General features: G+C 46.3%; 20 protein-coding genes. 7 read left to right on the top strand and 13 right to left on the bottom strand.

All coding sequences use genetic code 11. The features are described from left to right. Nucleotides 1–68: 68 nt before the first annotated feature. From D829_RS0101670 to D829_RS0101655, 4 genes are all read right to left on the bottom strand, one after another. Nucleotides 69–2,117: an iron ABC transporter permease gene (locus D829_RS0101670; protein ID WP_017687098.1), complete on the bottom strand. Its 2,049-nt coding sequence runs from the start codon at nt 2,115–2,117 to the stop codon at nt 69–71. Continuing rightward, a complete protein-coding gene (locus D829_RS0101665) occupies nt 2,114–3,115 on the bottom strand; it encodes an iron-siderophore ABC transporter substrate-binding protein (protein WP_017687097.1) in 1,002 nt (333 codons plus the stop codon). Before D829_RS0101665 ends, D829_RS0101670 begins: the two co-directional genes overlap by 4 nt. Before the next feature lie 177 nt (nt 3,116–3,292). Then, entirely contained in the window at nt 3,293–3,835 is a 543-nt protein-coding gene (locus D829_RS0101660) for a CueP family metal-binding protein (protein ID WP_017687096.1), read from the bottom strand. 172 nt (nt 3,836–4,007) lie between these two features. Beyond that, on the bottom strand, nt 4,008–5,858 hold the full coding sequence (locus D829_RS0101655; protein ID WP_193748438.1) for an AraC family transcriptional regulator: 1,851 nt from the start codon (nt 5,856–5,858) through the stop codon (nt 4,008–4,010). 201 nt (nt 5,859–6,059) lie between these two features. Here D829_RS0101655 and D829_RS30230 point away from each other — a divergent pair, with 201 nt between their 5' ends. Continuing rightward, nucleotides 6,060–7,034, top strand: a complete 975-nt coding sequence (locus D829_RS30230; RefSeq protein ID WP_017687094.1) for an ABC transporter substrate-binding protein — start codon at nt 6,060–6,062, stop codon at nt 7,032–7,034. 637 nt (nt 7,035–7,671) lie between these two features. On the opposite strand, the gene D829_RS0101645 is transcribed toward D829_RS30230, so the two are convergent. The 5 genes from D829_RS0101645 to hcp form a co-directional block, all read right to left on the bottom strand. Further along, nucleotides 7,672–8,703: an NAD(P)/FAD-dependent oxidoreductase gene (locus D829_RS0101645; RefSeq protein WP_017687093.1), complete on the bottom strand. Its 1,032-nt coding sequence runs from the start codon at nt 8,701–8,703 to the stop codon at nt 7,672–7,674. Next, nucleotides 8,704–9,720, bottom strand: a complete 1,017-nt coding sequence (locus tag D829_RS0101640; protein ID WP_017687092.1) for an ABC transporter substrate-binding protein — start codon at nt 9,718–9,720, stop codon at nt 8,704–8,706. It abuts the gene before it with no gap. Between the two features lie 107 nt (nt 9,721–9,827). Next, nucleotides 9,828–11,453, bottom strand: coding sequence for a helix-turn-helix domain-containing protein (locus tag D829_RS0101635; protein ID WP_017687091.1), 1,626 nt, complete (start codon nt 11,451–11,453; stop codon nt 9,828–9,830). A gap of 236 nt (nt 11,454–11,689) precedes the next feature. Next, nucleotides 11,690–13,099 carry a PTS transporter subunit EIIC gene (locus D829_RS0101630; RefSeq protein ID WP_017687090.1) on the bottom strand — a complete coding sequence of 470 codons (1,410 nt, stop codon included), beginning with the start codon at nt 13,097–13,099 and terminating at the stop codon, nt 11,690–11,692. Between the two features lie 288 nt (nt 13,100–13,387). Further along, a complete protein-coding gene (gene hcp / locus D829_RS0101625) occupies nt 13,388–14,680 on the bottom strand; it encodes a hydroxylamine reductase (RefSeq protein WP_017687089.1) in 1,293 nt (430 codons plus the stop codon). A 309-nt stretch (nt 14,681–14,989) separates the two neighbouring features. Here hcp and D829_RS0101620 point away from each other — a divergent pair, with 309 nt between their 5' ends. Next, nucleotides 14,990–17,641, top strand: a complete 2,652-nt coding sequence (locus D829_RS0101620) for a cation-translocating P-type ATPase (protein ID WP_017687088.1) — start codon at nt 14,990–14,992, stop codon at nt 17,639–17,641. 63 nt (nt 17,642–17,704) lie between these two features. Here the strand turns inward: D829_RS0101620 and D829_RS0101615 are convergent, their stop codons facing one another. Beyond that, nucleotides 17,705–18,088: a VOC family protein gene (locus D829_RS0101615; protein ID WP_017687087.1), complete on the bottom strand. Its 384-nt coding sequence runs from the start codon at nt 18,086–18,088 to the stop codon at nt 17,705–17,707. A 285-nt stretch (nt 18,089–18,373) separates the two neighbouring features. Here D829_RS0101615 and D829_RS0101610 point away from each other — a divergent pair, with 285 nt between their 5' ends. Beyond that, nucleotides 18,374–19,714, top strand: a complete 1,341-nt coding sequence (locus D829_RS0101610; protein ID WP_017687086.1) for an MFS transporter — start codon at nt 18,374–18,376, stop codon at nt 19,712–19,714. Between the two features lie 154 nt (nt 19,715–19,868). Here D829_RS0101610 and D829_RS0101605 read toward each other — a convergent pair whose 3' ends face one another. Further along, complete coding sequence (locus D829_RS0101605; RefSeq protein WP_017687085.1) at nt 19,869–20,525, bottom strand: DUF2625 domain-containing protein; 657 nt, start codon at nt 20,523–20,525, stop codon at nt 19,869–19,871. Between the two features lie 102 nt (nt 20,526–20,627). Between D829_RS0101605 and D829_RS0101600 the strand changes: the two genes are divergently transcribed. From D829_RS0101600 to D829_RS0101585, 4 genes are all read left to right on the top strand, one after another. Beyond that, complete coding sequence (locus D829_RS0101600) at nt 20,628–22,115, top strand: DUF1565 domain-containing protein (protein ID WP_017687084.1); 1,488 nt, start codon at nt 20,628–20,630, stop codon at nt 22,113–22,115. A 218-nt stretch (nt 22,116–22,333) separates the two neighbouring features. Continuing rightward, nucleotides 22,334–22,984 carry a hypothetical protein gene (locus tag D829_RS0101595; RefSeq protein ID WP_017687083.1) on the top strand — a complete coding sequence of 217 codons (651 nt, stop codon included), beginning with the start codon at nt 22,334–22,336 and terminating at the stop codon, nt 22,982–22,984. 35 nt (nt 22,985–23,019) lie between these two features. Next, entirely contained in the window at nt 23,020–23,577 is a 558-nt protein-coding gene (locus tag D829_RS0101590; protein WP_017687082.1) for a DUF1697 domain-containing protein, read from the top strand. Between the two features lie 53 nt (nt 23,578–23,630). Next, on the top strand, nt 23,631–24,278 hold the full coding sequence (locus D829_RS0101585) for an Imm50 family immunity protein (protein WP_017687081.1): 648 nt from the start codon (nt 23,631–23,633) through the stop codon (nt 24,276–24,278). Nucleotides 24,279–24,400: 122 nt separating this feature from the next. Here the strand turns inward: D829_RS0101585 and D829_RS34355 are convergent, their stop codons facing one another. Further along, a complete protein-coding gene (locus D829_RS34355) occupies nt 24,401–24,469 on the bottom strand; it encodes a hypothetical protein (protein ID WP_342357460.1) in 69 nt (22 codons plus the stop codon). 19 nt (nt 24,470–24,488) lie between these two features. Then, nucleotides 24,489–24,659 (bottom strand): hypothetical protein, encoded by a 171-nt coding sequence (locus D829_RS32750; RefSeq protein ID WP_017687080.1) that lies wholly within the window; start codon nt 24,657–24,659, stop codon nt 24,489–24,491. Between the last annotated feature and the right edge of the window lie 32 nt (nt 24,660–24,691).

Below are 24,691 nucleotides of genomic sequence, written 5' to 3'. Positions count from 1 at the left end.
TCATGGCTGGAGGGCATACCGTGACAGCAAAAAGCCTGCTCGGGGAGCAGGCTTCAGGTTTGAACTTTTTATACAGACTTGCGCCAGTTGGAACGATACATCAGATACAGGAAGTACGGTGTTCCGATGATCGCAATGAGTATGCCTGATGGAATCTCTGTCGGTGCCATGACGGTTCTGCCGATTGTATCGGCGAGTACCAGCATGACTGCACCCGCTAATGCGGATAGGAACATGGATCTTCTTAACTTATTCCCCGTCAATAGCCGTACCATATGGGGTACAATCAGACCGATAAAACCGACGGTTCCTACACAAGCAACCGCACCTGCTGCAAGTAATACACCCACTGTCATGGCCAATAATCGTGTACGACGTACTCCGAGACCAAGCCCGGATGCACTATTGTCGTCGAATACCAGCAGTTCGAATCTGCGTGCCAGCCACCAAGCCACCGGTACCAGAATAACTAAAAATAATCCGATAACCCTCACCTGTTCCCAGGTACGAGCATAGGTGCTTCCTGTCAGCCAGATATATCCGCTGCTACCGTATACCGCACCACGGACAATCAGAATCTGAATACCTGCTCCAGCAATAGCAGACATCGCGATCCCCAGCAACACAACCGCAGATGGATTCAGCCCTTTCTTCCAAGAGAGGGAGAACACAACCACTGCGGCAATGGCGGCACCAACGATTGCTGCGATCGGCAGCAAGTATATCGGAAGACCCGGCCATAAAATAATGACCATCATCGCTCCGAGCCCTGCACCAGAGGACACACCAACAATAGAAGCATCCGCCAACGGGTTACGTACCGCCATCTGAATGAGCACACCACTGATTGCCAGTGCTGCCCCCGCACCTGCGGCAACAAGGGTACGCGGAATCCGAAGCTGAACCAACGCGGAGAACAGTCCATCGGATTGGAACAGACTTGGTAACCAATCGGCCAGCGGAATTCGCATACCGCCAAACATCGTACTGAGCAAGATAAGCACAACCGTTATGACTGAGAATAATACAGCCATCGGGCCAAATGCAAAGCGACGCGCAGCTCCTCCTGTGCTCATTGAAGTGGACATGCCTGATCCGTTTGCAGCCTTCATGCGTGTAAGAACAAGCCAGATGAGCCACGGTGCACCAATGATTGCCATAACAGCACCCGTTGGCAGTTCCATGCTGGAGTTATGCACCATCTTGGCGAGGACATCTGCTCCAACCAGGAGCGCTGCGCCCCATATGAACACACCGGGTAAAAGTAATCGGTTAGAACGTACACCACTCAATCGAACCAGATGTGGTGCGACCAGTCCCACGAAGCCAATCGGCCCAATTACACTTACAATCACGGCAGCCAGCAATACAGCGAGAATTAACCCTCCTGCACGAGCCAATGCAACCTTTTGTCCCAAGGAAGAAGCCGTTGATTCATCCAACTCCAGCATATCCCATTGTCTGGACAAGATTAACGCGAGAATAGTAATGCCAATCACCCAAGGCCAAGCATAGGACACACCACTCCAGTCATTCTGGACAAGTGTTCCGGAGCCCCAAAGGAACAACCCTTGTGTCTCCATGGAGAAAAAAATATGTAATGCGCTTGTGAATGAACCAAGCACCATTGATACAATCATACCGGACAACGCAAGCCGAACCGGGCTTGATGTTCGTCCGCCGCCCATGAAATAAGCCGCAAATGCTGCCAGCAGACCACCAAGAGCTGCGAAGAGAAAAGGCGACTGACTTAACAGGCCTGGAAAAGCAATAACTCCCAGCACCACCACAAAGTACGCTCCTGCATTAATGCCCAGCGTATCTGAAGCAGCCAGTGGATTACGAGTAATCGTTTGCAGCAAAGCGCCCGCAACAGCCAGTGCGCCACCCGCAAGAATACCGATCACTGTACGCGGCATGCGCAAATCCCAGACCATATTGTGCTCTAATGTATCCTGTCTGCCTGTAAGTGCGTCCCAAACGACACGCAAAGGAATGGATGCCTCTCCATAACACAGACTTACAAAAAAAAGCACGATGAGAGCGGTTAGACCGCCCCCATATATGCTTATTGTGCGCCAATTCATCGTTGGCTTAGATCCTTGAACGGAACTCATTTGGTAATCGCCTCTACTACGCCATCAACCAATACTTTGGAGGAGATCGGTCCACCAAATGTCCATGTTGTGCTATCCAGTTGATAGGTGCGTTTGTCCTTCACGAAGTTCAGTCCATTCCATACCGAGTTATCCTTCATAGCTGTGCCAAAGACATCATCGTCTGGTTGTGTAATATAAATGAAGTTACTGTCCTTTACAGCGGTCAACGACTCAATTCCTACTGTCGAGAAGCCGTAGTTTTCCAATTTATCCGGCTGCCAATCGTTCACCAGTCCGATTTTGTCCAATGTACCAATCACAACCGAGTTATCGGTAAACATGCGCAGGCTGACTGCATTCTGATATGTGAACGCTTGTGTCAGTGCAAAGTTGAAGTTTTCTTTACCCGCAGCAGCCAGTTTTTCTTTGGCCTCTACATAGTGCTGATCGAGATCACTAAGAACTTGTTTTGCTTTGTCTTCTTTGCCCAGAGCTGTTGCAATCGAGTTGAAAATTTCTGTCATTTTATCATAGTTATAACCGTCTCCATCGTACGGATCGAATTCGATTGTTGGTGCAATTGCATTCAGTTGATCATAGACCGCCGTATTATTATCTGCATTAGCAATGATGAGATCTGGCTTCAATGCAGCAATAGCTTCCAGATTCGGTTCACTGCGTGTTCCGATATCCGTTACACTGTCATCCAGTGCTGCTTCGGATGTTACCCACACTTTATAGTTAGCGTTATCTGCGTTACCTACTGGTTGAACACCCAAGGCAACTACATCTTCCGTATATGTCCATTCAAGTGTAACAACACGTTCTGCCGGCTTGTCCAGCTTAAGCTCTCCACGTTTATGCTTCACAGTAACAGGACCTGCGGTCTCCTCAGCCGGAGCACTACCCGAATCAGTACCTTGACTTGGTTCTGTTGTAGTCGTGGTTTTACCACAACCCGCCAAAACCAGCACAAAGGCCAGCATGATCAACAATCCGTTTAACCCTTTTTTCATATCTTTATCTCCCCTGTTTATATGTATTTATATGATAACAATTATCATTATCACTATTGGATTATGCCGTAGGAATGGATTTTTGTCAATGCAAAGTACCTTATTCCTATTCTTTTATAAAATAAAAAAGGAAAGGGATAGCTCAAAGCCCCCCCTCCCCTTGCTTGCCTGTTTGCATTAACTCAACTGCATCGTAGTGATGCATGTATTATCATTTTCGTATGTAGACAATTGCGTTTCTGCAACCTTCCCATCTCGAACAATACGAATCAGATAGGTTCTGTCTCTTGGCACCCAAAAATCCATAAATCCGTTCGCACCAGACTTAATCACTTCATCTTTCATAAAAGTGTTGCCTTGAGAATCGTGAATAGTAACACTGAATTCCTTATTGCTCATTTCCCCCTGACAACCGGTCAAGCTATGAATTGCACAGGGATGGGTCTGGTCCACATAGGGTGCAATGGAAAGGAAAAATTCATTCTCAGGCAAATCATATGTAGTCGTATGTTTATCTTGATCTGTGACGATTAACTGTTTGGCATTAATGGAGGCAGATTCAGGTGTCTCTTTACCTGTGCTGATATCTTCCACCAATTTTCTGATGTTGGGCGCATTGGCTGTACCCGCCTCTTCCTTGCCCATATTGCTTGCAAACAGGTAGGTTCCGATCACAATTACAATTGCAACACTTGCAATGATCCACATTTGTTTTTTCATCTGGAGTCCATCTCCTCGTCCGTTTTCATTAAGTATAATGGAGAACAAACCATCATGGACTCATACAGCAAGAAATTCACCAGATATTCACATATATGGTTGGCTCAATTCAGGATATGCATATATGGAATATCTAGTTGATAAGTCTTACTGCTCATTGCGTGAGCGACAATTAATATGCCATAATCCGGTCTGCCATTTCCTCGGCTTGCAGCACCGCAGACAACGGGTCGGAGAGGAAATATCTATTCCAGTCAAGGCTAATAACACGGCAGTGATCCGTCTCGATGGACTTCTGCCATGGTTTGCCTGAAGATTGGTCAAGTCCATGTACTGGACCATTATCCAACACCAACAGGTAGTCCTCCAGGTACCCACCTACCGCACTCCGCGCAATATCCAGGTATTCCAGGCCCGGCTCCAGCAGTTCCTGGCGAACCTTGCCTGCTGGCTTCAAGTTCAGTAACCCGTAGGCTGCCTTACCTCCACGAGTTCCCGTATTTCCCACAAGGGTAATATGTTCTCCCCAATTCGGATCAATGATGGTAAATGTCTTCTCTGAGGAAACCTTGCCCGTGATGGTTTGCTGTATAGTATGTACTCTCCGCCCGTATTCCTTAATCCATGTTTCGGCTTCTGTCTGGCGATTCAGAATACGTCCCATCTCTCGAATCTCCTCCGCGACAGAGCCGTACCCACTCCCTCCATAGACCACCGTAGGCGCAATCCGGGCATAGGAAGCGTAGGCAGCAGGATTCCAGGTGATAATTAGATCCGGTTCCAGTTCAAGCACTTTTTCAAGTGAGATAAAATTATGATTGCCGATATCCTGTACTTGGTCATAGATATAAGGCTCCAGCATTTGGTTGCTTTCAATGAGTGAATGCGGCGTTCCAAGAGGATTCATCCCCAATGCCAGTACTTCTCCCAAATTCCAGTCCACGACAACACGGCTAGGTTTGTCCGGTATTGTAATCTCTCCCATGCTTGTGGCAAGTATCCGAGTTCTGGCTCTTGGCACCGCGGGCGCTGGGGGTTTCCTCACTTGGACTCCTTGTAGATCTATAATCTTCTGTTTTGGCTGGTTTTTGTCAGCTTCAACTATAGGTACCGTTCGTTCGCTCCATCCCGAATAATGACTTTCCAGAACGGCATGTGGTGGGGATGTTTGCAGGGCTACATCTGGAGCACTGCACTCTCGACGCTTTCTGTAAAACTCAGGAGATACACCATAATGTTTCTTGAAATAACGACTTAGCGTGTAGCCGTTCTCATAGCCTACTCTCTCCGCGATTTCCTGTAAGGTCCCATTCGTGCTCACCATTAGTTTTAATGCCTGTTCCATCCGAATCTGTGACAGCACACGACTGGGACTCATATTTAATTGAAGCTGAAACAATTGGTTCAGATACCTTGGACTACAATTCAGCATTTCAGCTACCTGTTCCATCTTGAGTGGTTCCCCGTAGTGACATTTCATATAATGCACCGCCTGATCTACCCGATCCAGCTTAGCATCGTTAAACTTCTGCTCCTGCATTTGTTTCAGCATCTCGGCGAGCCATTGGTAGAAAAACGCCTTGGTTTGAATCCGGCCTGCTGACTGTAGTTCATTCCATTGTCTGTATATCAACTGCATGATTTCAATTAATGGCAATGGACACGCTGGTTCAAAACCAAAACTTACTTGCAAAGACTCCACCCCAGTATATGTTTGGGATCTTTCAGTATTTGGCTTCTCTGACTCTGGTGACGAATAAGACAACATATGTATTTCCATCGGCTTCTTAGCCAGACAATCCAGGCGCGTTCCTTTGGAGGCGTGCAGAATATATGTCCCTTTGATGTGATGCATTGCCTGACCGAGCCAAATCTTTCCCTTGCCATTCGTAATTAATAAAAAAGCATTCGAGGGAAGCGTCCACGTATTAGGATCTTCAGTGATGTTAACGGTAATGATTCGAATATCCAGTAATCGGATCGTTATATGCTCCCATAATGCCCCGTATTCTTCTATGTTCATCGTCATGGACCTTTCTTTATTTCTCGTTACCACATCCAAAGCTTCGCCTCATCATATATGATAATCATTCTCAGTTCAACCTGTCGATTGAGTTCTGAAATGGTTATGCTTCCGCTTCCGAATCGGTTATTGTGCAATCGCAAGATTGCCTCTAGAGTTATATTAAATGAAAATCATTATCAATTAGAAAGAGGGTTTGTCATGTTGTTTAAGAAAGCTTGGTATCGTATAGCCCTGCCTGTTTTGCTGATCATGGCCATATTCATTAGTGGTTGCACCCAGAAAGAGACGGTGGAACCCGTCACAACAGAAACAGGAAACACCGCACCGCAAACAAGAACACTCTCCACGATGATGGGAGACGTTACAGTCCCCCTCAACCCGGAGCGGGTAGTTGTTGATTGGAATATAGGACATGTTCTGGCTGTCGGCGTAGCACCTGTTGGTGTGCCGAGCAGCCTGCTGGATTATGGAATGTTCCTGCGTGACAAACTTGTGGATAGCGCGGATTTGGGTAACCATAGTGAGGTTTCACTTGAGAAAATGGTAGAGTTGGAACCGGATCTGATTATCACATGGGACCAGGAGAAATTCCAGACCTATTCCAAAATCGCTCCGACTGTCGTATTCGTACCCGATCAGTATGATTCCATGGAAGCCGAGGTGACCGCCATGGGCGATATTCTGAATCGCCAAGCAGAAGCCATAGCGTGGAACAAATCGTTTAAACAGCGGATCGCAGCTGCTCAGGCCAAAATCAAAGATGTGATTCCAGACAGTGCCACCTTTACCGTTGCCGATTTTAACTTTTTGAAGAATCCAGCCATTATAGGTAACAGTGCCAATCGTGGTGGAAGAGCTGCCTATGAATTGCTAGGGCTGACTCCGGCACCCAAGGTGAAGTCAGATCTTCTGGACCCAGGCAAAGAAAACCTGGAAGCTAGCGCGGAAGTATTCGGAGAGTACGTGGGTGATTACCTGCTGATGATGGTTACAGAAGGCTCGAAAGATCACACTCTGTTGCCTAACGTCTGGGGCAATCTGCCTGCGGTGCAGAACAATCATATCTTCAAACTGGATATCCATAAATATTTCACCGCTGATCCCTATACCTCCATTCTACAGGCCGAAGAGATCGCAGATCGACTCGCAAGTGGACAGACTGAGCTGAATTAGAGCAAGTCTTCAAATTTAAGAAAAGTTAGCGAACCTGAACGTGTCCGGAACAGGCAAGCGCACTGAATCCTGAATGTATGAGAACGTGCCCTTCAAGTGCGAGCAAGCGATCAAGACGTCGTAAAAGCAGATTTCTCCCTTATAATGAAAAGCTTCGCTTCGGGCGGGATTCAGGGTCGTCCTCTAGGCTCGCTGCCGGTTAGATCATAGCATGGAGCGAGCGCTAACGAATCTGAGGCGTCTTATTCAACGATTTGAAGCACCTGCAGAAATCTAAGGAACCTGAGACACTCTATATCCGATTAAAAAGCCGTTTTCAGTGTTTTTATTAGGGAATTTTGGTAGATAACGTGTCTGATGTTCCTTAGAATTTAAAAAGAGGACCTGAAGGCCAATTAAGATGTCCTGAGTTCCTTAGAAAATCCTCTTTCCATTCGCCAAGATCGGCAGTCTGGGATTCAAGACTTTTTATCCAGCTCAAAAAAGATTACACAAACAGCGCCCACCAGAACGATTTAGGTGGCGCTGTTTTATTTGGTTTGAATATGTCGCTATTATCAATAAGCATACGCCGAAGCCCGACACAATTTTGAGGAAATCTCAAACTTGTGTCGGGCTTCTTCACCATGCTAACCTGCTACGTGTTGGAAATGGCCTTGTTTTTCTCAAAAAAACGGGCATTGTGAGAGGATACACCCGCCATATCGGAAGCAGCAGGTTCCAGATACGTCTTGGCACTGTTGACTGCGAGCACCGCATCGTTAAAAGCACCTGCGATCAGCCTGACTTTGCTTCCATAAGTGATGAAATCACCTGCTCCGAATATGCCTGGAATGTTGGTACGCATGCGCTGATCAACGGACACGCCGTAATCTTCCTTCTCTAGTCCCCATTGCACAAGGTTACCGAAATCACGATCATACCCATGGCTTACGACAACTTCATCCACTTCAACATGTGTGATCTCACCAGTTTCTACATGGGCTAGCTCGACACGATCGATTTTGTCTCCTGTACCGTATAAGCGTGAGATGCTAAATGGCGTCATGACGTTGGCTTGAGCTTTCATCTGAGCAACTGGCGACTCGTGTCCGGTAAATTCATGACGTCTGTGTGCCACCGTAACTTCACTTGCGATCTTGCCCATTTCATTCGCCCAGTCGACTGCGGAATCGCCGCCACCCGAGATCAGAACACGCTTCCCGGCAAATCGGGACAGGTCGGTTATCGTATAGTGCAGATTTGTCAGCTCATACCGATTGGCACCCTCGACATCCAGCTTTTGCACCTGAGTCATGCCTCTACCCGCACATAACAGAATAGTACGTGTGTAATGACGCTCGCCTGTTTTGGAAATGAGTACAAATACACCATCCTCACGTCGTTCAAGCTCGGCTATTTCCTGCCCAAACACAATCGTTGGATCGAACGTTCTCGCTTGTCTCTCCAGCGATTCAATCAGCTTCTCACAGCGAATTGGATCAATCCCGCCCACATCCCAGATCAACTTCTCCGGGTACGTACGCATGAATCCACCCAGTTCCTGCTTGGCTTCGATGATCTTGGTACGCATGGCTCTCATACCACTATAAAATGAAGCATACATGCCAGCAGGCCCACCACCAATAATCGAAATATCGTAGATATCCAATTGTGTCTCCGTTGTCATTTAAGGCACCAACTTTTCAACAACATAGTCCATCAATTTTACAGATCCAATCGGACCCACACCCGATACGAATTGGCTTGTCTTCAACGGGAAGACATGATCATTCTTCACAGCCTCCAGATTCGACCACACTTGGCTTGCTTTTAGATCTTCCATAGATTTCTTCGTGTCATAACCTACGAGGGTTCTGTCTTCCAGGAAAATATAATCCGGATTCATCTCAGGCAAGAATTCCAGGGAGAACTGGCTAAACCAATCTGTAGAGTCTTTAATAGCTTCAGGACTATTCAGGCCCAGGATATCATAGAAGAAAACACTGCTGCTTCCTCCTTTGGGACCCATGAAACGGTAACGATTGTGCTCAACCCGGAGAACCAATACGGTCTTTTCTCCCAAGGCTGCCGCGATTTTCTCTTTCGCTTGTGAGGCTTTCTCATCGAATTCAGCCAGTACTTTGGCAGATTCTTCGGTCTTATCGAATATGGCAGCCAGCTTTGGCATAGCACGCTTCATTTCACTGTTGGCATCCAGTGCCACCGTAGGAGCGATTTTGGACAATTCATCATATACGCCCTGTTCCATACCTTCGCCAGCGGTAAGAATCATATCCGGTGACAACGCAAGCAACTGCTCATAATTATATTGATATTGCTCGACTTCAATGATCTGGACCCCGTGTTCTTTCAAATAATCAGGACGGTATTCCGCTTCAACTTCTGGAGTTAACAAAACGATTTGGGGTGTAACACCCATCTCAATCAGGTACTCGGCATAGATCGAATCAAACACAACCAGATTTTGAGGATGAGTTGGAATCGTTACTTCTCCAAACTGATCCTTCACCACCTTAGTCCCACTTTCAGTCGCTGTTTCTTCTGCAGTACTCGCTGCTCCTTCAGTTGAAGCCCCTGCTGTTCCAGCTGTAGCATTCTCTTCCTTGGTTCCACCGGAACATGCCGCCAACATCATACTGATCACCAACAGCATGATGCCCAACCCTTTAAATCTTCGTGACATGATATACTTCGCCCCTTATGTATATTATATTGATAATGATAATTATTATCAAATAGTATCAAATAAGAAGTGTTGCTTCCATAGCATATCGTGCGTATTCAGTTGGATTATTGTGCTCTTTCATGAAGAGGTTCCGTAAAATGGCGAATGATCTGATTAAGAATCAGAGTGTGTCCCGTTATTCCGTGACCGTCTACCCACAGGTGAGTATCTACGTAAAATACCCGATTATTTTTCACAGCCTTCAGCTCGTTCCATTGCGGACTCTCCCATAGTTTCCTCATATTCTCTTCAGCACTGAAGTGCTGCATGATCCGCTTCTCCACAAACAGATAATCGGGATTGGCTTGTGTGAGTAGTTCAAGCGAACAAGGGTTAAACCATGCTGTACCTGAATTCAGTGCTTGCGGCAGTGTTAATCCAAGCTGTTCATATAACAAGTGTGATACCCCGTGTGAATGCCCACCCAGATATCGATAACCAAACGCTTCTACCCTTAGCAACATGACTGTGGCCTCGGATTGGATGATGGGTTGCAACTGTCGCTTAGCTAAACTGACTTCGTGTTTCATCTGCTGATGCAGTCTATAAGCCTCATCTTCTTTAAGAAACCAGGCTGCCAATTGATCGAGCATTGGTTCTACATCTTGATGAAGTCCAGTCAGAATCGGTGCGATTGTGCGCAGCTCCCTTTTGAGCTCTTCCGTTAATACGTTTCCAATCAACATCTCCGGTTGAACTTGTCGAACAAGTTCTATCTCCACCTCATACTGTGTTACCTCCAGCATCTGCACTCCATGCGCTATAAATTGTTCATGGTGATGTGGGGACAGCAGGATTGGGGTGACCACTACGGCATGGGGGATGACACCCAGATGAATCATAATTTCTGCACAGATTGGAGAAAGTGACACCATCTTGCGCTGCGTCATCGTCTGCCTATATATCTTAGGTGATACGCCAGTCAACTGTTTGAATCGTCGGCTAAAATAATGAGCATCTTCAAATCCAGTCTTTTTGGCAATATCCTGTGAGGTTGCAGCGGTTAATATCAGTTCTTCCTGCGCGCGATAGATCCGGTAGTGGGCCAGATAATCCAGAGGTGGCTTACCATATCGCTCGCTAAATTTGCGGGAGTAATGCCATGGACTAATACCGGCAATCTGAGCTAACTGTGTACGTGTAATGACCTGATCATAATGCTGCTGCATGTAGTCAATGGAGCGAAGTATACCGTGTTCTGGCTTCAACTCGTTATCCGGCTGTTTCCGATATAGATTACTTAACAACTCATATAACAAATGCTGATTGCCAACCCTTTCTGCACTCTGATCCGGTGTATGCACTTCACTCCAATGCTGAATGATACTTGCCAGACTTCCACCGGACAGTTGCACTTTCTGATAAGCCTCTCCGGACGGTAACCGCCATTCGAACTTCTCAGCTTCCCGTCTATCATGCAGCACCGAATATGTATCGAACTGAACATGACAGCCTGCCAGATCCAGGTTGCCACCTTCAATGACCTCCATTACGGAGTTCTCTTCAAGCGCAATTAATTCTCCATAGGAGACGTGAACTCGATGTCCATTTATATTCCAGATCGCTTTTCCATCAATGATAAATATCAAGGTGTGACTGGGAAAGTGATGCAGCTCGCCTTTCGTTATCCATGCGTTGCTTAGTGCATTCGTTGACTTCCATTGAGCAATCCATTCCATGTTGTCAGACATAGGTTATCCTTTCAAAGGGATTAATAATCCAGATTTATAGGTTTCACTATATCAAAATACATGACAACTCCATAACCAACAAGCTATGGTTTGAATAAAATGGTGGACAACTACTGAGCATTTCATACTTGTATTTTTCAGATACAAAAACAACAAAAGGCCCGTACCATCAGGTACAGGCTCTTTCTTACAACTTTAATACTACTTCTCAATTAGTACGTTTTACGATTTACGTTTTACTCAATGCTGAGTTTCGGTGACCCCTGTCCCCGTTTCTGTCCTTTTCCTGCCATCCAATACGTTAGTCCACCTGAGACACCGAAAGCAATAACCACACCAATGCATGTGTGTAACAGATTCAGGCCACCCTCTTCGATGAAGAGCGGGAGACTGACCAAGCTCGGATTCCCCACCATAGCAAATGCCTTGACAGATAACAATCCAAAATACAGTCCACCCGCTGCTCCACCCAGCAATGCCGCATAGAAAGAGGATCTTTTTCTCATGTTGACCGCATACAATGCAGGCTCTACCACTCCAAGGAAGGCTGTTCCAGTAGCCCAGAAAGCCAGTCTTCTGGATGTTGGCTCTTTCGAGCGGATTCCGTTTGCAAGCGCGGCCCCCGCTTGTCCAACAATCGCCACTAACATGGCAGCAATCACCATAGAACCACCATTCATAACCATTTCATTAATGATGATGGCAATCAGCCAGTAGTGTAATCCTATAATTAACATCAGTGAGAAGACAGCTCCCAGTAACATCACCGACAACACTGGAGCATTAGCTACTAGTGAATTCAATGCCTCCGGCAGATATTCATCAATCCAGGTGCCGACTGGACCAAGTATCATCAATACTAGTGGAACAAGAATCAGTAACGTCAGGAATGGAGCACCCATCCCTTTGGAGAATTTTGGACTCCATCGTTCAATGACTCTTTCCAGGTAGGCCGCTGCACAGATCGTGAGAATGACCCAGATGGGCGTAGAGTAAAAAGCAGGCTGAGACACAAGTGGCAAACCCAGGAAATGCACCTCTTTTTCCCCTGACATCAGCATGGTCATCTCCGGATAAAACATGAGTCCGCCAATAGATGCTGCAACATAGATATTACTCTTCAACCGATACGCTGTGCTGATTGCTACCAATATAGGCAGTACATAAAATACACTGTCTTCAATGATCCTGAAGATCGTAAAGGTCTGGCTGTCCATCAATGCTGAAGAGTCCGCAGAACTGTACGTATCCATTAACGCAATAATGGCGACTATAATTTTAATAACAGCGGCTCCGAGAATTGCAGGCATCAAGGGCCTGAATACATCGGATACAAAATGTAAGATCGAGAATCCGTTTTTCTTCGCGTGTCCCGCTTCCTGCAACGCTGTCCCTGTCGAATCCCAAGCGTCCATACCCAGTAACATATTGTAGATAAGTAAAGATTCATCTCTTATTACCAGATGACACTGCTCACCTGTTACCCGAATATTTGCTACAACATCTGCGGAGGTAAGAGCCGACATGTTCAATTGTGTACTTTCCTTCAGTACCAGCGTTGTTGTGCCCTTATCGTGTTCTACGAGCTTGATGTTCTCCTTGCCACCTGCGAGTTTCAACCAATCTTCAATCTGTGTGTCATGCATTATGTACGATCTCCTCATATTACGGTAAACCCGTGTTTTGTGATGTGCTAAGTTCTAATCTGCTCTATCTATATACACATTTCCACGAAAAAACTTCAATAGGATAAAAAAACTAATTTCCCTGACATTTCATGTTCATTTATACAAGGTATATGGACCTATGAAAGTCGAAAAGGCCTACTTTTATGTAGGCTCTTATCCATCTGTACTTATGAGTCATACTCTTCATACTCACAACCGACATTCGCAGTCATCAGATGATGTTGCACGTAAATATACATCCTCATCCTATGACAGTGCCAACATCGCGTTCATATCTTCTTCTGCCGTTGTAATTAACTTTAGACCAAACATATCTACGAGTACATCCAAGACACCTTCCGATATAAACTTAGGCGGTTTTGGTCCAATACGAATGTCCTGAATGCCGAGGCTGAACAGGCCAAGCAGGATCGCAACTGCTTTTTGCTCAAACCAGGACAGCACAATGCTGACAGGTAACTCGTTCACGGTACAGCCAAAAGCATCCGCCAAAGCCATTGCAATTTTCACCGTAGAACCGGAATTGTTGCATTGACCCAGATCGATATAACGCGGTATACCCGTGTCTCCTACCGTACCATATTCCACATCATTGAAGCGGAACTTACCACAGGATGTCGTCAGAATTACGGTATCATTCGGTAAGGAGGTCGCGAGTTCACGATAGTAGTTGCCACCTTTGCCTGGCGCATCACAACCTGCAATAACGAAGAATCGACGGATATGACCGTCTTTCACCGCTTGAATAATCTCGGGCGCAAGCCCAATCACGGTCTCATGATGATATCCTGTCGTTAAGACTTGCTCCGACTGTACATTAGCCGCAGGCAGAGACAATGCACGTTCAATCAGCGGTGAGAAGTCATCATCCATAATCTTGGCCACACCCTCCAGCCCCGCCACTTCGTAGGAGAAAAAGCGGTCTGCATATGTGCCTTTGATCGGCATGACACAGTTGGTTGTTGCAAGAATAGCACCCGGGAATTGTTCGAACAGTCTGCGCTGATCGTACCATGCTTTGCCGATATTACCCTTGAGATGGGCGTATTTCTTCAACGCCGGATAACCATGCGCAGGCAACATTTCCGAGTGGGTATAGATGTTGATTCCTTTACCTTCAGTTTGACGAAGCAGCTCCTCCAATGCATACAGATTATGTCCCGTCACCACGATGCACTGTCCTTCAATCTGGTTCTGGCTAACCGTAATCGGTTGAGGTATACCAAAGCGGTCCGTGTGCGCACGATCCAGCACGTCCATAATGCGGATTGCTGCATTGCCGACTTTCATCGCCATCTCCAGGTGTTCCTGTACATTAAAATTCGAGTTCGTTAATGTCATATATAATGCCTCATGTGTAATCCGATCCACCTCAGGATCATGATATCCCAACTGGCGTGCATGTGTCGCATAAGCAGCGATTCCTTTTAACGCAAAAATCATCGTATCCTGCAAACTTGCGATTGTTTCGTTTTTACCACATACCCCTACCACGGTGCACCCGCCACTCGGCGTCTGTTCGCACTGATAACAAAACATATGCTTTCCCCTCCAAACTTAGATTAAACGCGGTTCGTTATGTAATAGCGTAACAGACCCTGATATGAGCTAGTGTGATGGTGCACACAGTTTCTGATCCAACATCTATATATTTTTCTCCAGACTTTCATCCAAACTGGAAATAATAACATTCAAAAAAAGGCATATCTCGGATCATTATGAAAAATACTGTGTACAGCTAAAAACGTATAAATCCATAATCTTAAAAAAATACGAAAATGAAACGATTCTAGATTTTGCTCGTAAGGGTAATACACAGAGAAATCTAATATTCAAGGAGCTGGTCAATTGCAACATTACAGACACAGTGCGGAGGAAACCCTTCAGGATGTACAGAGTTCCTCCAAGGGACTCACGACCTCCGAAGCTGCCAAGAGAATTGAAACGGAAGGATATAACGAGTTAAAAGGTAAAGATGCAACACCCGTCTGGAAACTGTTCCTCGAAAATTTCAAAGATCCGATGGTCATCGTGCTGCTGATTGCAGCCGCTGTACAGGTTGTACTTGGACATCTGATTGAATCGTTGATCATATTCCTGGTTATTCTGCTCAATGCGGTGATTAGTGTTGTGCAGACCAAAAAAGCCGAGAGCTCGCTCGACGCGTTGAAACAAATGTCTGCACCCGAAGCCAAGGTCATTCGTGACGGCCAGAAACAGACCATTCCAGCGAGGGAACTCGTTCCCGGTGATATTGTTATGCTGGATGCAGGTGATTATGTCCCGGCAGACGGGCGTATTCTGGAATCAAGCAGTCTGAAAATCAACGAAGGCATGCTGACCGGAGAATCGGAAGCAGCGGAGAAACACGCCGATACCATCCCGGATGAAGCTCCAATCGGAGATCGTCGCAATATGGCCTTCAGTGGCTCACTGGTCGTATATGGACGGGGCATGCTTGTCATTACAGGTACGGCTCTCAAAACCGAAATCGGCAAAATTGCTGAACTGATTGAAAATGCCGAAGCCAAAAACACGCCATTACAGCGCAAGTTGGAATCATTCAGCAAAAAACTGGGCTTTTTCATCCTTGGCTTGTCGATTCTCATCTTTGGCATTGAAGCCGGTCGTGTATGGTTGACCGAAGGTACGGAGAATATCGGGCCGTCCATCGTAAATGCACTGATGTTTGCTGTAGCTGTTGCGGTTGCTGCCATTCCTGAGGCGCTATCCTCCATTGTGACTATCGTATTGTCACTCGGAACAAATAAGATGGCCAAACAACATGCGATCATTCGCAGACTACCTGCCGTAGAAGCACTCGGTTCTGCAAGCATCATCTGTACCGATAAAACAGGAACACTAACTCAGAACAAGATGACTGTCGTTGATTATTACATTCCCCATGGCACCAAGGACGAATTCCCCGATGATCCCGATCAGTGGTCGGAAGAGGAACGACGTCTGTTACATATTGCAGTGCTCTGCAATGATTCGAATATCAACCAGGAAGGCAAGGAACTGGGTGATCCCACCGAAGTGGCCCTCATTGCCTTCAGCAACCGGGTGAACAAGGATTACAATGAAATCCGTGACCAGTTCCCGCGTGAAGCCGAGCTTCCTTTTGACTCGGATCGAAAGCTCATGAGTACGGTGCATACGTTTGAGGGACAGACGGCTTTGCTGACCAAAGGTGGACCGGATGTGCTGTTCAGCCGCTGTAGTCATGTGTTTATCAACGGTGAAGTTCAGCCCCTCACACCCGAGATTCGCACACAGTTTGAAGAGAAAAATGAGGCCTTCTCGAAACGTGCCTTCCGTGTGCTGGCCTATGCGTACAAAAAATTCGATGATAAAAACCAGGTCACCATTGATGACGAGCATGATCTGACACTTGTTGGTCTGACAGCGATGATTGACCCACCGCGTGAAGCGGTATACGGTTCTATTGAAGAGTCCAAAAAAGCGGGCATTCGCACCATCATGATCACCGGAGATCACAAAACGACGGCTCAGGCGATCGGTGTGGATATCGGCCTTGCCGAACCGGATGATCTCGCCATTACCGGTGCTGAACTGGACAAAATGTCTGATGAAGAGCTGGATCAACAACTCGAACACATCTCGGTATACGCCAGAGTATCACCTGAGAACAAAATCCGGATTGTGCGTGCATGGCAGCGTAAAGGCAAAGTGGCAGCCATGACCGGAGATGGAGTTAATGACGCACCTGCGCTGAAACAAGCCGACATCGGTGTAGCGATGGGTAGCGGAACCGATGTCGCCAAGGATGCGGCTGCCATGATTCTGACGGATGATAACTTTGTCTCCATCGTGAATGCGGTCAGTGTTGGACGGATGGTATTTGATAACATCAAAAAAGCCATCGCATACCTGTTCGCCGGTAACCTCGGCGCCATTATCGCCATTTTGTTTGCCCTGATCGTCGGCTGGGTTAATCCATTTACGGCCCTTCAGCTGCTGTTCATCAATCTGGTAAACGACTCCCTGCCTGCCATTGCTTTGGGTACAGAGAAACCCGAGCCGGATGTCATGCGACGCAAACCGCGCGATATTAACGAAGGTATCTTCGCAGGTGGAACCCTGCAAGCTGTAATTACGCGTGGTGTCCTGATTGGTGCGGCTGTTATCGTGTCCCAATATATCGGACTTGGCATCTCGGAGGAAATCAGTGTGGCTATGGCCTTCACAACCCTGATTCTGGCACGCAGTCTGCAAACTTTTGCAGCACGTTCCAACACACAGACCATCTTCCAGGTGGGCTTTATGACCAATAAATTCGTGCTTGGCTCCATCCTCGTGTGTCTCTGTCTCTATGCAATCACACTGATTCCAGGTGTTCGCGGCGTCTTCGCCATCCCGGATACATTCGGCTGGAATGAGTTCCTGATTGCAGGCGGACTTGCTCTTGTCGCCGTCATTCTGATGGATGTCATCAAGTGGATTCGCAATCGCGGCAAACAAGTTACTGCGGCGTAAGATCTGCAGTTATAACATGCACAAACAGGCGCCCGTTATCGGAGCGCCTGTTTCTGTATCTAATTATCCCTGTTTGATGCCAAAAGCGATCCAGCGTCCATCGATATCCTCGATTACAAACTCCTTGTTATTGTAGTCTGTATGATTTAGGACACGTACGATTTTCACATCTGAGTTGATCAATTCCTGTTGAAGCTCTTCCTGGTTCTTGGTAATAAAATATGCATCATATCCATAGCCATATAATTCTCTGTTGGGTATAACTTTCTGTCCATTGCTTTGGGTCAAAATAATCTCGGTCAGATCACGATACAGGCAGATGTGAGGTTCCATGGCATCAAGATATTCAACTACCCGAAAGCCCATCTTTTCTTCATAAAACTGCGCGGTTCGATTCATATCAAGTGTCGGAAATACGCTATGGGACATTAATAATAAGTGAGTCATGGGTATAATCTCCTTCATTTTCAACATGCTAATTACTTACATATCTAGTTACCTAACCGCTGATCCATCTGCTTATGTATGTTCAATGATCATTTTAGTTAAATTCAGGAAATCCGTCTATTGTTTATTATTAATATCTTTCTATGCTCATCACATCCGAATGAATTAGTATGACATTATTGCCATATGATGAAATGGGGTGTAAAATGATATATTGGTTTTCATCAAATATCTATTAAAGATTCTATCCGAATTCATATTCATACCCAAGACAGGAATGGTACCGTGAAAGATAAAATTGTCATGCCACTCTGGACGTGCTGCTTGTTCATCGTTGTGATGAACACCACCATGTTCAATGTTTCTTTGCCAGTCATTATTCAAGATCTACAGATCACCTCAGACTTGGGGTCTTGGGTCATCTCAAGTTATTCGATTGGTTACGCCCTGTCGACAGTGATCTACAGTCGATTGTCAGACCGTATCCCGGTACGCAAACTGTTAACAGTAGGGCTTCTGATCCTGGGGTTATCTTCATTGCTGGGGTTGTTCGCACATAACTTCGCGATCCTGTTGCTCACACGCATACTGCAATCTGCAGGTGCAGGAGTTATGGCCGGTCTGGGCCTCGTCATTGCAAGTCGTTACATCCCGGTGGAACGACGCGGAGCTGCCATCGCGCTGATCTCATCAGGTAGCGCCATGGCTTTTGGACTTGGCCCCATTGTCGGCGGACTCATTAGCGAGTACTGGGGCTGGAACGGACTTTTTGCCATAACCGTGCTTGTCCTGCTCGCCCTGCCTGTATTGCTCTATTTTCTCCCCCGTGAATCCGTAAAAACAGACCAGCCGTTCGATGTTATTGGCGCCATACTAACCGTCATTAACGCCACTACACTTCTGGTCGCGATCACCCAGCAGTCCTGGTTGTGGTTTGCCATTGGCGTTATTTCACTTGTTGTACACCTCCTGTATATTCGGAAAGCGAGTCTTCCGTTTGTGAATCCACAAGTATTCCGAACGCCAGGATACACCCGGTTAATCCTTATCGGATTCTGCGTGCTGGTGGTGAATCTGGGCAATCTGTTTTTGATGCCGCTTGTGCTGGCTGATTTATATGGACGCTCTTCGCTCGCCATTGGTTTGCTGATTGCTCCTGGGGCAATCGTTGCAGCATTCTGCACCCGTTTTGTTGGACGCTGGATCGACCGTTATGGCAATATGCGATTTATGATCATTGGACACATCCTGCTCGCAGCGGTACTTGCCTTATTTATGCTCGGACTTAATCAGTCCACCTTGATCATTACCAGTGGTTATCTCTTTTTCTCACCGGCACTGTCAGCCTCCATGGCTTCACTGAATAATGAAGCGTCACGTGTGCTGCCCAAAGCGCAAATCGGTTCAGGTATGGGCATGTTACAACTGATTCAATTCTTCGGTGGTTCGGTGTCTGTAGCCGTGTGTGGGCTGCTGCTGCACAGCATTCCGGGAGTCTCGGTCGAGCAAGCTTATCATGTGGTGTATGCTTGTCTGTTGCTCGTCTGCGTTGTTTCACTTGGGCTGACCATCTGGCATAGCAGAGCTTCACGCTCTGGCATTAAACCTGTTACATTGGACAATTGATAATTGATGTTTAAAGTGTAGAACAAACAGGCCCGCGCCAAGCGCGAGCCTGTTTTAGTTTGGAACAGAAATACCGTTTTTTTAAAAGTAGATCACTCAATGAACTTGAACTTACCGGTTACTTTCCTGATTTCATCCTACAGCAGCATGCCAACTATTTACCGTCCAGTGCGAACTTCCAGGCCTCCATTATGCTAATTGGGGCTTTACTGCTGCTCTCGCCGTCACCTTCCTGCGTCCAAAGTGGTGGGTAATACGCGAATACTTGACCTGTCTGGAGCTGAGACATATCCTCCTGCCAGCCTTTCCAACGAAAGGTCTGATAGAACTGCTCCAGATCACCATTCGCCAGCCAGTTGATGAAACCTGAATATGCCAGTTCTGTCGATTCCCATTCAAGTGTATCCGGTGCAAAATAATATATGTGTCCCGTGCGGCCATACTTGCCTGTATCCAGTCCGAAGAAACCGCCTGCCGCATCATATGCGACAACCATCATACCTTCCAGTACATCTACCCAAGGTTGCTCACTTACACCATTCCAACTGGTGAGACTCCCCGATGTACTATCACCACCCGCACCAAGCAGCGTGATCCAGCCATGGTCCAGTACAATACCTTCTGTCTCATAAGCAACAGCCCCCAAATAGGATTTGGTGCTTATTTGCAGACGATAGAGGGTATCCTCTCCAGCCTCTTGTTTTGCTGGAACATACACATATGTATTTTGCCCGCTGTCCAGGAGTTCCTTGAGTTCTTCCCATGCGTGATTCTCCCGATCTACTAATTCAGCTATCGTTAATGTATTCATGAGCAGTCTCCTCGCTGATTTTATAAGAGCATATCATGGGTTATTAACCCGTTCAAATCTGCTATAATCTATCTTCAAAGCTAAATTCAAGGGGGAAACGATTTGATTCGCGTAGTTATACTTATGATTCCGATTCTGATGGTGCTCGTATCCGGTTGTCAGAATCATACATCTTCCATGAAGGAACCCATTTCTGTTCAAAAGTCTGATGCCCAGGTCATCCATTACATATCACCCCAAGGAAACGACTCGAATAAAGGAACCATTCAATCTCCTTGGAAAACGTTGCAGCACGCAGCCGACCATGCTTCGCCAGGAAGCACGATCTATTTGCGTGAAGGTGTGTATCATCAGAAAGTCAAAATCACCAGGAGCGGTAATTCTTCCGCTAATCCAACCCTATTTTCAAGTTATCCTCAGGAGCAGGTTATCATTGATGGTAAAGGTTTATCTGTTCGGGGCATTGAAGGGTTAATTGAAATTGAAAATGCCAGTTATATCACGATTCAGAATCTCGAAATTCGTAACTTTACAACCACACTTGGGGGCCAAGTTCCAACCGGGATCTATGTCCACGGAGCAGGTGAGCATATTCAGCTGTTAGGCAACACCATACATGCGATTGCTAGTTATGCACCTCCTGAAGGTCCCGATTTGCGGGGCAGGGATGCCCATGGTATTGCCATTTATGGCACAGAACACCCTCAAGCATTACGCGATATCATCATCAAGGATAATGAATTGTATGATCTTACACTTGGTTCAAGCGAGTCACTCGCAGTCAACGGTAATGTCGATACCTTTGCCATACAGGACAATATCATCCATGATTCCGATAATATTGGTATTGATCTGATCGGGTACGAGGGTACGTCTGAGGATGATACATACGATCAAGCTCGGAACGGCATTGTACGAGGCAACGAAGTATACGATATTACGTCCAATAATAATCCCTCCTACGGTACAGACCTGCCCAATGATACCAACTCGGCCGGTGGCATCTATGTAGATGGCGGGAAAGATCATATCATCGACCAGAACCGGGTATATCGGAGCGATATCGGAATTGAGATTGCCTCAGAGCATGCCGGACGTTCAACCAGCAACATTACCGTGCGTGATAACCTGATTTATTCCAACAGATTGACGGGGATTGCCATGGGAGGTTATGACGAGGAACGAGGAGCTACCGAGGATAGCAAGATTATGTACAATACGCTTGTGGGGAATGATACCCTGAATGCAGGCAATGGACAGTTATTCATGCAGTCACGGACACAGAACAATACATTCATGCGTAACATTCTCGTATCGGGCAGCTCGGAAGTACTGATATACAACGAATATACTAGCAATACCGGCAATGTGTTTGACCATAATGTCTATTACTCACCAGGTGAGCAGGAAGATGCCCTGTGGGTTTGGAAAAATAAAGCCTACTCCGGCATCGCTGCCTACATCAAAGGATCTGGCAATGATGCACACTCCATATATGTAAACCCGGCATTTATGGATGAACCCAACGAAGATTTTCGTCCTCAGGCGAACTCTCCGGCTAAGGCGTATGGTTACCTTGCTCCGCGGTAAATCAACTTTGAGGACACCACGTGTCACCCGGTTTCTTCCAAAACAATATCAGCTTTCAACTATTTGAAGATGGAGAAAAATAATCCATTAATTATTCCTGTTAGTAAACTGGTGGAGACCACATCCTCAACCAGTTTGTTATAGTATAATGCTTATAGCCAAGAATCAAACGAATCGGCCTGTTATTATATCAATGTTATTAGGAGGACTCAGACATCATGCAACAACTGGATGCGGCCTTGAGCCGTTTGGTGGAACAGCAGGATTTATATAATGAAGCTTATGGACTTTTCAAAAATCATGATCTGCGTTCACGCGAACAACAGTACCAGCTGGAAGTGGATACACGAATACCTATTTCACCGGAACTTCAGTACCTGTACAGTCATTATGAAATGATGGATTCCGAAGCTGAAGGTACACTCAAAATGAAAAATGCCGGCGTTGAAATCGGTGATGCCGCACTGATCTCCTTTGTCGCACCTGAACATCTACTTCGTCAGCAACTGGGGTTCCGCTGGATTGGCATGAATGAACCTTATGAGGAGTCCTCCACTTGGCCAAAAAATCACGTCGTCATCGCAAACTTTAACGATGATCCGTTAATTGTAGATGTGGAAGCACCAAACTCTCCCGTATATGCCGCTTTTACAGGTGGAGAACCAAACCGTGTTGCTGATTCGCTGTCAGACTTTTTCAGTGCACTAGCCATCCTGATTGAAGCGGCGCGCACCTATGCCGGAGAAGTAAAAGATGAAGAAACCTATGAAACCAAGCCCGAGTATCTGGAGCATGTGGAACCTTTATTCCAAGATCTGTTGGGAGATGAGTATACTGCTCATCTTTTCGAATATCTGTCCTTTTGTTAAAAACGGTGAATTGAAGGAATTGGAGGGGCGCCCATATGATCTATGTGGCTTTGCTACGAGGCATTAATGTAGGCGGGAACAATAAAATCAATATGAAGCAGCTGAAAGAAACGTTTGAACAAGCAGGCATGCTCGATGTCGTTACCTATATCAACTCTGGCAATATTATTTTTGCCGATCATCAGGAACGTGCCAATGCGAATGTGGAGATATCCCATGTGTTAGAACAGGCCATCGCCGCCGATTTTGGCTTACAGATCAGGGTAATGGTGCGGAATATGGATGAAATCCAAAGCGTTATTCAGGCGCTGCCAGAAGAATGGGTTAATGATGACACAGCCAAAAGTGATGTGATGTTCCTTTGGGATGAGATCAATGAGCCCTCCGTGCTGGACCAACTGCCCATCAAACCGGGAATCGGCACACTAATCTATGTTCCCGGAGCGATTTTATATTCGGTCAGCAGAGAAGATGCGTCCAAAAGTGGCATGAACAAGCTTGTGGGTTCCAAAGTCTATGCTTATATGACCGTAAGAAATGTGAATACCACACGTAAGATATATGCCCTGATGCAAGCAGCAGCAGAGAAATAATACAGACAGGTGGAGATGATGCCACGCAGCTTGTGGCAATTGGAGGTAGTCTAATGAACAGAGCATGGACATTAAACGTCAGCGTCCGATCCGTAGAGCGGGAACCATTCTGGTATGCACCCCAGACTCCCTGGCAGATACAGGGACAAGGTTTTCGAGTGAAATTCCATACCAATAGGGCAATCGACTTGCTTGCTCAAGATCAACTGCTTGTTACCGTTGGTGAGGAAGGTACCGCGAACTGGGCTGCTTTTATCGGAACAGTCGTGGAATGCGAACCAGACTCTCTCCTGCTCTATACAAGTCCTCAGTACGAGGCACAGTTAATGGATATCCGGAGGTTGGAACGCGAATTTTCTCCCTTGGCTTCCATTCTCGGAGCGCAACATGTAATCGAAACTCTGGGCTATTTCCCTCCCTTCCATTATGACGAAATTACGGATGTGCAGCTGGAAACAGTCCAAAATATACAATCCCTCTCTCTTGTACTAACGCATAATGCTGATCAGGAATGGGAACAGCAGGTGCACTTCCATTTTGAACATATTCAGCAAGAGATGTTCTCCCCTGTGGAGGCATCTAACGTTTGTTTACAGCTAAGTTTCACTTATGCAGCCGATCAGATTCGTGTTAACTTGGATGCCGTATCCGGCTTCGCCGCTACATTCCTATGCAGCACAATTCATATTCACTTCCATTAACCCGGTTATGTAAAAAATCCCTTCATGGGAGAACATGGAAGAACATCTTTACAGATGTTCTTCCATGCCTATTACCATAAAGGGATAGCTCAATTTCTTCAGCTACATATTTTGCATCTGGTTTAGTCAATTTGAATGCGTCTGCGAGATTGATCATCACCAGGACGTTTCGGAATCTCGAGCTTCAGCACACCTTCTTCCAATTTGGCCTTAATGTGCTACCGAATATTTGTCTTCTTCCTCACGAATGTCGGTCCGAAATGGCTGGGAGCCAGTTCCAAAAGGGGAGAGGAATGAGTTCTCAACCATGTCATTGAAGGATTTCAGCATGTGTCCGAACGGGTCTTCATTTCGTTTACGAAACGGAATCAGATCAAACATGAAAATCAGCTCCTTTTGTGTGGTTGGTGAAA

The organism is Paenibacillus sp. PAMC 26794 (genome assembly GCF_000316035.1).
In the GTDB taxonomy this organism is placed as follows: Bacteria; Bacillota; Bacilli; order Paenibacillales; family Paenibacillaceae; genus Paenibacillus.
This window is presented reverse-complemented; position numbering and strand designations above follow the sequence as displayed.

What these genes read in the sequence shown, in the direction of transcription:
- D829_RS0101665 (WP_017687097.1), bottom strand. Translation starts at nt 3,115, where the DNA reads ATGAAAAAAGGGTTAAACGGATTGTTGATCATGCTGGCCTTTGTGCTG.
- D829_RS32750 (WP_017687080.1), bottom strand. Translation starts at nt 24,659, where the DNA reads ATGTTTGATCTGATTCCGTTTCGTAAACGAAATGAAGACCCGTTCGGA.
- D829_RS0101655 (WP_193748438.1), bottom strand. Translation starts at nt 5,858, where the DNA reads ATGAACATAGAAGAATACGGGGCATTATGGGAGCATATAACGATCCGA.
- hcp (WP_017687089.1), bottom strand. Translation starts at nt 14,680, where the DNA reads ATGTTTTGTTATCAGTGCGAACAGACGCCGAGTGGCGGGTGCACCGTG.
- D829_RS0101595 (WP_017687083.1), top strand. Translation starts at nt 22,334, where the DNA reads ATGCAACAACTGGATGCGGCCTTGAGCCGTTTGGTGGAACAGCAGGAT.
- D829_RS0101605 (WP_017687085.1), bottom strand. Translation starts at nt 20,525, where the DNA reads ATGAATACATTAACGATAGCTGAATTAGTAGATCGGGAGAATCACGCA.
- D829_RS0101660 (WP_017687096.1), bottom strand. Translation starts at nt 3,835, where the DNA reads ATGAAAAAACAAATGTGGATCATTGCAAGTGTTGCAATTGTAATTGTG.
- D829_RS0101640 (WP_017687092.1), bottom strand. Translation starts at nt 9,720, where the DNA reads ATGTCACGAAGATTTAAAGGGTTGGGCATCATGCTGTTGGTGATCAGT.
- D829_RS0101615 (WP_017687087.1), bottom strand. Translation starts at nt 18,088, where the DNA reads ATGACTCACTTATTATTAATGTCCCATAGCGTATTTCCGACACTTGAT.
- D829_RS0101630 (WP_017687090.1), bottom strand. Translation starts at nt 13,099, where the DNA reads ATGCATGACACACAGATTGAAGATTGGTTGAAACTCGCAGGTGGCAAG.
- D829_RS30230 (WP_017687094.1), top strand. Translation starts at nt 6,060, where the DNA reads ATGTTGTTTAAGAAAGCTTGGTATCGTATAGCCCTGCCTGTTTTGCTG.
- D829_RS0101670 (WP_017687098.1), bottom strand. Translation starts at nt 2,117, where the DNA reads ATGAGTTCCGTTCAAGGATCTAAGCCAACGATGAATTGGCGCACAATA.
- D829_RS0101635 (WP_017687091.1), bottom strand. Translation starts at nt 11,453, where the DNA reads ATGTCTGACAACATGGAATGGATTGCTCAATGGAAGTCAACGAATGCA.
- D829_RS0101645 (WP_017687093.1), bottom strand. Translation starts at nt 8,703, where the DNA reads ATGACAACGGAGACACAATTGGATATCTACGATATTTCGATTATTGGT.
- D829_RS0101585 (WP_017687081.1), top strand. Translation starts at nt 23,631, where the DNA reads ATGAACAGAGCATGGACATTAAACGTCAGCGTCCGATCCGTAGAGCGG.
- D829_RS0101590 (WP_017687082.1), top strand. Translation starts at nt 23,020, where the DNA reads ATGATCTATGTGGCTTTGCTACGAGGCATTAATGTAGGCGGGAACAAT.